This window comes from Candidatus Infernicultor aquiphilus, from assembly GCF_002784285.1.
In the GTDB taxonomy this organism is placed as follows: domain Bacteria; phylum Atribacterota; class Phoenicimicrobiia; order Phoenicimicrobiales; family Phoenicimicrobiaceae; genus Infernicultor; species Infernicultor aquiphilus.
The window spans coordinates 1-1670 of record NZ_PFKO01000200.1; the positions used below are offsets into that span (position 1 = coordinate 1).

General features: G+C 31.9%; 5 protein-coding genes. All 5 read left to right on the forward strand.

Features of this window, described 5'->3' with window-relative positions; translation table 11 throughout:
- Positions 1–93 precede the first annotated feature (93 nt).
- Entirely contained in the window at positions 94–603 is a 510-nt protein-coding gene (locus COZ07_RS05280; protein WP_406607535.1) for a Na+/H+ antiporter subunit E, read from the forward strand.
- Positions 600–872 carry a cation:proton antiporter gene (locus COZ07_RS05285; protein ID WP_406607536.1) on the forward strand — a complete coding sequence of 91 codons (273 nt, stop codon included), beginning with the start codon at positions 600–602 and terminating at the stop codon, positions 870–872. Before COZ07_RS05280 ends, COZ07_RS05285 begins: the two co-directional genes overlap by 4 nt.
- Positions 872–1234, forward strand: a complete 363-nt coding sequence (gene mnhG / locus COZ07_RS05290; protein ID WP_406607537.1) for a monovalent cation/H(+) antiporter subunit G — start codon at positions 872–874, stop codon at positions 1232–1234. Before COZ07_RS05285 ends, mnhG begins: the two co-directional genes overlap by 1 nt.
- Complete coding sequence (locus COZ07_RS05295) at positions 1231–1470, forward strand: hydrogenase subunit MbhD domain-containing protein (protein ID WP_406607538.1); 240 nt, start codon at positions 1231–1233, stop codon at positions 1468–1470. The genes mnhG and COZ07_RS05295 overlap by 4 nt, the downstream gene beginning before the upstream one ends.
- A gap of 11 nt (positions 1471–1481) precedes the next feature.
- A partial coding sequence (locus tag COZ07_RS05300) for a hypothetical protein (RefSeq protein ID WP_406607539.1) occupies positions 1482–1670 on the forward strand: 189 nt, incomplete at its 3' end.

Sequence of the window (1670 nt, forward strand, 5' to 3'; positions counted from 1 at the left end):
AAATTTTTTAAAAATAAATATAAAAAAACTTTACAAAAATGTAAATTAGATTTATAGTATATTTTGTTAATTTAAGTAAAGAGAGGTGAAGTAATGCTAAATTTTATAGTAACCTTTTTACTTAGCCTGGTTGCTTATCTTGTTCTTATTGCTAGTAGCGGTGAAATAGCAGGGCTATGGAGTATTTTTGAATTCGTAACCGGGATTATTTTATCCCTTATCGTAGCCTTCCTAGCTAGAAAGGTTTTATTCCAAAAAAGAAATTATAAGATGCTAAACCCAATCCGATGGGTTATTTTTTTGATTTATTTTATTGGACCATTTTTCTGGTCTATGATTAAGTGTAATATCGATGTAGCTTATCGAGTAATAACTGGGAAAATAAATCCCGGTATAGTAAAAATTTCTCCGGGATTAAAAACTGATTTAGGTATTACTTTGTTAGCAGATTCTATTACTCTTACACCTGGAACCCTTACCGTGGATATTGATGAAAAAACTAATGATTTATATATTCATTGGATAAATGTTACTACTTTGACCCCTACTACATCTGATATTTGTGGTACTTTCCCTCAGTGGATAAGGAGGATTACAGAATGAATGAATTTTTTAGTATTTTTATTATTCCGGGAGGATTATTATTAATCTTTATGTTATTGTCTTTAATTAGATTAATCCTCGGGCCTACTGTTCCGGATAGAATAGTAGCTTTAGATACTATGAATACTTTAGTAGTAGCCGGGATGATTCTGGTAGGCGCAGCCTATGAAGAAGTTATTTATGTAGATGTAGCTATTGTTTATGCTTTACTATCCTATATTGGGACTTTATATGTAGCGAAATATTTAGAAGGAGGGCCTAAAAAGTAATGGGAATATTGTTAACAGTTTTATATATTTTTTTGGGAATAGGCGTAATATTTAATGGTTTAGGTTCAATAGGTCTCCTTAGATTTCCTGATGTCTATACCAGACTTCATGCTACCACCAAAAATACTACCTTTGGTTCAATTTTTACTTGTTTGGCAGTTATTATCTTCAGTTTTTACCAGTTGCATATAACTAAAGACTCTAAATTTTTAGTTCTTGCTCTCCATACCTTTTTAGCATTAGTCTGTCTAATAGTTACTAACCCTACTGGAGCTCATGCCATTGCTCGGGCAGCTCATCGTAGTGGAATAATGCCTAAACAAGCAGTTATAGATCAGTTAAAGGAGGCTAAATTACAATGAATTCTTTCGTTGAATTAATCCATATTACCATTTTAATAATAACTATAATTGCTAGCTTTTTAGCGGTAATGTTTAAAAAATTATTACCTGCAGTTATTGCAGCATCGGTAGTTAGTTTACTTCTTTCCTTAGAATTTTATCTATTACATGCACCTGATGTGGCTATAGCCGAAGCAGCTATAGGAGCAGGATTGACTATGGCAATATTTATTTTTGCCATTAGAGGGACTAGATAGGAGAAGATAAAATGAAAAAGATTATTTTTGGTATTGCTTTTATAGTGTTCTTTTCTTTTTTAGTAATTAGTGCCATAAATATGAGACCATTTGGCCTGCCTACCTTTAGTGAGATGGATGATTATTTTATTGAAAATGCACAAAGCGAGGCTGGAGCAAATAATGTAGTAACTTCTATAGTCTTTGATTATAGAGGTTTT